This window comes from Ruminococcus sp., from assembly GCF_017650195.1.
GTDB lineage: Bacteria > Bacillota > Clostridia > Oscillospirales > Ruminococcaceae > Ruminococcus.
Window position 1 is genome coordinate 1 of sequence record NZ_JAGCFH010000115.1, and the last position, 5,768, is coordinate 5,768.

General features: G+C 39.9%; 8 protein-coding genes. 6 read left to right on the forward strand and 2 right to left on the reverse strand.

Annotated features, from left to right (window positions below):
- Nucleotides 1-54: 54 nt before the first annotated feature.
- A complete protein-coding gene (locus J6U00_RS05460; protein WP_296579961.1) occupies nucleotides 55-642 on the reverse strand; it encodes an HD domain-containing protein in 588 nt (195 codons plus the stop codon).
- 10 nt (nucleotides 643-652) lie between these two features.
- Nucleotides 653-1,357 (reverse strand): 3-oxoacyl-ACP reductase FabG, encoded by a 705-nt coding sequence (gene fabG / locus J6U00_RS05465; protein ID WP_296579963.1) that lies wholly within the window; start codon nucleotides 1,355-1,357, stop codon nucleotides 653-655.
- Nucleotides 1,358-1,484: 127 nt separating this feature from the next.
- On the opposite strand from fabG, the gene J6U00_RS05470 reads away from it, so the two are divergent.
- Genes J6U00_RS05470 through J6U00_RS05495 form a run of 6 tightly spaced genes read left to right on the forward strand, consistent with a single transcriptional unit; the run spans nucleotide 1,485 to nucleotide 5,537 of the window.
- On the forward strand, nucleotides 1,485-1,688 hold the full coding sequence (locus J6U00_RS05470; protein ID WP_296579965.1) for a DUF896 domain-containing protein: 204 nt from the start codon (nucleotides 1,485-1,487) through the stop codon (nucleotides 1,686-1,688).
- 4 nt (nucleotides 1,689-1,692) lie between these two features.
- Nucleotides 1,693-2,085 (forward strand): cytidine deaminase, encoded by a 393-nt coding sequence (locus J6U00_RS05475; protein WP_296579967.1) that lies wholly within the window; start codon nucleotides 1,693-1,695, stop codon nucleotides 2,083-2,085.
- A complete protein-coding gene (locus tag J6U00_RS05480; protein ID WP_296579969.1) occupies nucleotides 2,082-2,576 on the forward strand; it encodes a GNAT family N-acetyltransferase in 495 nt (164 codons plus the stop codon). The genes J6U00_RS05475 and J6U00_RS05480 overlap by 4 nt, the downstream gene beginning before the upstream one ends.
- The gene (locus J6U00_RS05485) at nucleotides 2,536-3,036 is read left to right on the forward strand and encodes a hypothetical protein (protein WP_296579971.1); all 501 of its coding nucleotides are present in this window, start codon (nucleotides 2,536-2,538) and stop codon (nucleotides 3,034-3,036) included. Before J6U00_RS05480 ends, J6U00_RS05485 begins: the two co-directional genes overlap by 41 nt.
- A 12-nt stretch (nucleotides 3,037-3,048) precedes the next feature.
- Nucleotides 3,049-4,887 carry a TIGR03960 family B12-binding radical SAM protein gene (locus J6U00_RS05490; protein ID WP_296579973.1) on the forward strand — a complete coding sequence of 613 codons (1,839 nt, stop codon included), beginning with the start codon at nucleotides 3,049-3,051 and terminating at the stop codon, nucleotides 4,885-4,887.
- On the forward strand, nucleotides 4,884-5,537 hold the full coding sequence (locus tag J6U00_RS05495; RefSeq protein WP_296579975.1) for a TIGR03936 family radical SAM-associated protein: 654 nt from the start codon (nucleotides 4,884-4,886) through the stop codon (nucleotides 5,535-5,537). The genes J6U00_RS05490 and J6U00_RS05495 overlap by 4 nt, the downstream gene beginning before the upstream one ends.
- The last annotated feature ends 231 nt before the right edge of the window (nucleotides 5,538-5,768 follow it).

Sequence of the window (5,768 nt, forward strand, 5' to 3'; positions counted from 1 at the left end):
CGGTTTAGTAATAGTGTATTGCTATTGAAGATTAAAATTGTGCATTTTGTCGTTTTATGTTTTTAACCATCCTTTTTCGGTTGCGTCATCAAGAATTGAAGCGATTAGCTCAGCAATTCTGTCAGATTCGGCGAAATATTCTTCATTCCTTTTAAGCACTTGTTCCTTCCGGATACCATGTTCTTGCCATGATATTCCTTTTCTTGTGTAATTCAGAAGCAGTGGCTGCAACCTGTCGAGGAGCGCTGCAAAACGAGCCTCTTTTGTATGACTGTCTTCAAATTCGAGCCACAACTCGTAGAATTCACTGCACTGGTCTTCGGGAAGCATACCAAATATACGTCGGGCTGCTTTTTCTTCACGTTCTGCTTTTGATTTATTTCCTTCTGTATCGTAGCAGTACGTATCTCCGGCATCAATTTCAACAACATCGTGTATGAGTACCATTTTCATAACCTTTGTAACATCTATCTGACAATTAGCATATTCTGATAGAAGAAAAGTCATTACAGCAAGATGCCAGCTGTGTTCAGCGTCATTCTCCTTTCTGTTTTCGTGGAGTACATAAGTTTGACGGTACAGATTTTTCATTTTATCCAGTTCAAGCATGAAGCTTATCTGCTTTTTGAGTCTTTCTTTCATATATTTCTCCTTAAATAACCATTCCACCGTTTACGCCAAGGATCTGCCCGGTTATATATTCAGCTTGATCCGATGCGAGGAAAACTACTGCATCTGCAATATGAGAGGGCTTTCCGAAGTATCCAATGGGGATATCTTCCTTGATTAGCTCAAGGTCTTCTTTGGAAAAATGTTTGTTCATTTCTGTCATTATAAAACCTGGGGCCACACAGTTGACTCTTATCCCAGAAGGAGCGACTTCCTTTGCTAGAGCCTTGGTAAAGCCTATAAGCCCCGCTTTTGAGGCAGAATAATCAACTTCGCATGAAGCTCCGCATTGTCCCCACATTGAAGATATGTTTATGATATTGCCGCTTTTTGCATTGATCATACCGGGAAGTACTGTTCTTGTACAGTTCATTGCGCCTTTCAGGTTTATATTTAGGATTTCATCGGCTTTATCAGGTGATATCGAGGTAAAAAGGTCAATTTCTGATATCCCTGCGTTATTAACGAGAAGATCAAGTCTTTCGACAGTCGCGATTGCTTTTTTTACGGCACTTATATCTGATACATCGAAGCATAAAGCTTGACCGTGTATTTCTTTCGCAAGCTTTTCAGCTTTTTCTTTTGAATGAGCGTAATTGACATATACAAAATATCCGTCGGAAGCAAGCCTTCTGCACACTGCCTCGCCTATGCCGCCACAGCCGCCGGTTACAAGTGCTTTTTTCATTTTTATCTCCTTTGTTTACTGTATTTCTTTACATTATATCACATTTCAGCATAAAAATCCAGTATGATACTTGAAATTAATGTGAATTCATGTTACAATATAATATATTTTCTTAGGAGTGTTTAATTTGGATCAGAAAAAAATCGACCGAATAAATGAGCTTGCTCATAAATCTAAATCTGTAGGACTTACTGATGCTGAAAAGGCTGAGCAGACAGAATTGAGAAATGAGTACAGAAGGGCTGTCACCGGAAATCTTGCGGCTCAGCTCAATAATACCTACATAATGACGCCTGACGGAAAAAAACGTAAAGTAGGCAGAGGGACGTGAAAATATGAGTGATAAAGAGCTTTTTACGGTTGCTGTAAATTCGGCATCTCGAGCTTATTCAAAGTATTCCGGATTTTCTGTCGGCGCAGCTCTGCTTACCTCTGAAGGAAGACTTTTTACAGGCTGCAATATTGAGAATGCCTCATATTCTTTGACAAACTGTGCCGAAAGGACTGCCGTATTTAAAGCTGTCTCAGAAGGTTATACCGATTTTGAGGCAATAGCCATTGCTGGAAGCATGAATGATGATTTTTCTAAGCCATGTTTTCCGTGCGGAGCCTGTTTGCAAGTATTGAGCGAGTTTTGCGGCAGTGAATTTAAAATAGTACTTTCGGACGGCGAGTACAAATTGTCTGATTTCCTTCCGAAAGCTTTCAGCGAGGAAAGCATGAAATGATCTCTATCGAGGAGATAAAAGCTGAAAAGTCAAATTTTATGGATCTTTTGCTTATCGGTGATGAACAAGAAGAAATGATAGTCAAGTATCTTGACAGAGGCAGACTGTTTGTGTTAAAGAACAATGAAACGGTTTGTGCCGCCATTGTGGTTACCGACGAGGGCGATTTTTCACTCGAATTGAAGAATATCGCTGTATATTCTGAATTCCAGCGGCAAGGGCTCGGAAGAATAATGATAGATTATATTGAACGTAAATTTTCAGGGGCATTTCTGCGATTAACTGCCGGAACTGGCGATAGTCCACTGACAGTTCCTTTTTATGAGAAATGCGGCTTTAAAAGAAGTGGTATAATCAAGAATTTTTTTATTGATAATTACGATCATCCGATAATCGAAGCGGGTGTTCAATTGTGTGATATGATATGTTTTGAAAAGGAGCTCTCCTCAGATGGTAAAACAGATAGAGAAGGTTTTGCCGAAATACGGTGAAAATATTATAGTTGGCGTAATGTATAAACGCCATTTTGAATGGTATGTCGCTCCGAAGAAGCTTTGGAAAATGGATTATAAAAAGCTTTATTCAGTATGGAAAGTAGTTTATAAAAGGAGCGGAAGGACTTTGTCTCAGCTTGAAAGAGATATCGGTTCCTATGAAAAATTCTGTGAAATACGCTGGGGAATTGAGATACTCAATAGTGACACAGCAAATACTTTCCTTGCTCATTTGTTTAAATGCCGTTATTCCGCCGATGAACTAAGACTGCTTCGTATGGTTACACGCGACGACCAGAAAAACGATTATGACGCATCTTTATTCATTGATTTTGACAACAGAGTTATGTATTCACAGTTCCCTAAGCCTGAAAACTTTGAGATATTTGTTCCTTCAGGCTGGACAGGAAGCTATGAAGACTTCATGTCTTTTATCCCTGATGATAAGAGATATTGATTCGGAGGAAATATGCTTAAAGATCTTATTGAAAAGCACCTTCTGGAGGTGCAGAAGCCTTCACGCTATATTGGCGGAGAGGTTGGAAGTATAATTAAGGACAAATCAAAGGTAGACGTTAGATTTGCCTTTTGCTTTCCAGATACGTATGATATAGGTATGTCGCATTTAGGCATGAAGATACTTTATTCACTGACGAATGAGCGCGAGAACTACTGGTGTGAACGCTGTTTTGCTCCAGGAGAGGATTTTGAAGCAATCATGCGGGAATACGAAATACCGCTTTATGCACTTGAAAGCCTCGATCCAATCAAGAATTTTGATTTTATTGGCTTTACTATGCAGTACGAGCTTTCATATACGAACGTGCTGAATATGCTTGATCTTGCTGGTATACCTATATTTGCCAGTGAAAGGACTCAGGAACTGACACAGATAGTCATTGCCGGAGGTCCATGTGTATGTAATCCGGAGCCTCTCGCAGATTTTTTTGATATTTTTGTGCTCGGAGAGGGCGAAGAGGTAAACCTTGAACTCATGGATTTATATCATGAAATGAAAAAACAGGGTGCTTCGAGAGATGACTACCTTCGCAGAGCATCGCATATAGAAGGCGTGTATGTGCCTAAATTCTATAATTACGTATATAAAGATGACGGAACTATAGAAAAGATTGACGTTTTGGAGGGAGCTCCTGAAATTATAAGGAAGCGTATCATCAGGGACTTTGACAAGGTGTACTATCCTGAGAATTTTGTTGTTCCTTTTACCGAAATAGTACAGGATAGGGTATCTGTGGAAGTACTAAGAGGCTGTATAAGAGGCTGCCGTTTTTGTCAGGCTGGGTTTATATACAGACCGTTCCGTGAAAAGCATGCTGAAACTATATGCAAAGAAGTAAAAGCGCTTTGTGAAAATACAGGATACGATGAGGTCTCACTAGCTTCGCTCAGTACAAGTGACCACTCTGAGATAGATCCAATGCTGACAAAGCTTCTTGATTATACGGTAAGCGAAAAGATCAATCTTTCTCTTCCGTCACTTAGAGTAGATAATTTCTCAGAATCACTGCTCGAAAAGATAAAAAAAGTCCGTAAGAGCGGACTTACATTTGCTGCTGAGGGCGGCACACAGAGACTACGAGATGTTATAAATAAAAATGTTAGCGAAGATGAGATAATGAATACCTGCCGTATTGCATTTGAAGGTGGATATTCCAGCGTCAAGCTCTATTTTATGATGGGGCTTCCAACCGAGACTGATGAGGACATCATAGGTATTGCTGAGCTTGCTAACCGGATTATAGACCTTTATTACAGTATAGAAAATCGTCCAAAGGGAAGGGGAGTACAGATATCTATCAGCTGTGCTACTTTTGTGCCCAAGCCTTTTACTCCTTTTCAGTTTGAACCACAGGATACAAGAGAAATGATAGAGCATAAGCAGAAACTATTGCTTGATTCGGTTAAGACCAAAAAGATAAAGGTCAGCTATCATAATCCTGATGTTAGCCTGCTTGAGGTAATACTTGCAAAGGGAGACAGACGTCTGTGCAGATCTATTTACACTGCATGGAAAAAAGGCTGTAAATTTGATAGTTGGGATGAATATTTCCATTTTGACAGGTGGCTCGAAGCTTTTGAGGAATGCGGTATAGATACATCATTCTATGCAAACCGCCGTTTTGAATATGATGAGATACTCCCTTGGGATCATTTCGATTACCTTGTAACTAAAGAGTTCCTAATAAGAGAGAACAAGACTGCTCACCAGTCGAAAACCACTCCGAATTGCAGGCTCAGGTGTTCTGGCTGCGGTGTCAATAAAAAAGTCGGGAGGGAATGCTTTTGATTCGTGTAAGAGCAACATTTGAGAAGTGCGGACGTGCAAGGTATATATCACATCTTGACCTAAATCGCTGTATGCTCAGGATATTCAGACGTTCTAGACTTCCTATATGGTACACAGAGGGGTTCAATCCTCACCCATATTACAGCTTTGCACTTGCTCTTTCTCTTGGTTTTGAGAGTAGCTGTGAGATTCTGGATTTCAATCTCAACGAGGATATACCTTTTGACGAGATAAGGGATAAGCTCAACGCTGTCATGCCAGAAGGAATGAGGATAGTCAGCGTTGCTGAACAAAAGCAAAAGATAACAGCCATTACTGAGGCAGAATACAGCTTCTCATTAATTACTTCTAACACTGACGGTCTGTATGAGGATATCAGCAGGCTACTTGCACTTCCTGAGATACTTATGGAAAAGAAGACCAAAAAGGGATTGAAGACCGTTGATATAAAGCCGAGTATAAGGGTAATGAGCTGCGTAAAAGGCGATGATTCAGTAAATATGTTAATTAGGCTTCCTGCCGGTACACAAACAAACTTTAATCCGACGCTTTTTATAGATGCTCTGAAAAATATAGGCGGTACAGAGTTTGAGGTGCCAATAATCCGCCGTACAGGAATTTTTTGCGAAAACAATGAAATTTTTTCATAAAAACACTTGCATTTTCCTTCAAAGTATGTTATCATATAAAAGCATTTGAAATCCGTTCGGGCATTTTTATGTCCGGATGAGGGTTAATGCCGAAAGACATTAAATCGGATAGTCCGCTGCCTGCTGCTCATTATTAATGAGCAATGTGTATTAAGTACACATATTTAACGTAGAATTTATCCCGTATATGCTGAATGCTGAACAGCTTATGTGGGACAGGTAAGAATGTTC

Bases quoted from the DNA above. Each gene is read 5' to 3' on its own strand.
- J6U00_RS05460 (WP_296579961.1), bottom strand. From the start codon at position 642: ATGAAAGAAAGACTCAAAAAGCAGATAAGCTTCATGCTTGAACTGGAT.
- fabG (WP_296579963.1), bottom strand. From the start codon at position 1,357: ATGAAAAAAGCACTTGTAACCGGCGGCTGTGGCGGCATAGGCGAGGCA.
- J6U00_RS05475 (WP_296579967.1), top strand. From the start codon at position 1,693: ATGAGTGATAAAGAGCTTTTTACGGTTGCTGTAAATTCGGCATCTCGA.
- J6U00_RS05480 (WP_296579969.1), top strand. From the start codon at position 2,082: ATGATCTCTATCGAGGAGATAAAAGCTGAAAAGTCAAATTTTATGGAT.
- J6U00_RS05485 (WP_296579971.1), top strand. From the start codon at position 2,536: ATGGTAAAACAGATAGAGAAGGTTTTGCCGAAATACGGTGAAAATATT.
- J6U00_RS05490 (WP_296579973.1), top strand. From the start codon at position 3,049: ATGCTTAAAGATCTTATTGAAAAGCACCTTCTGGAGGTGCAGAAGCCT.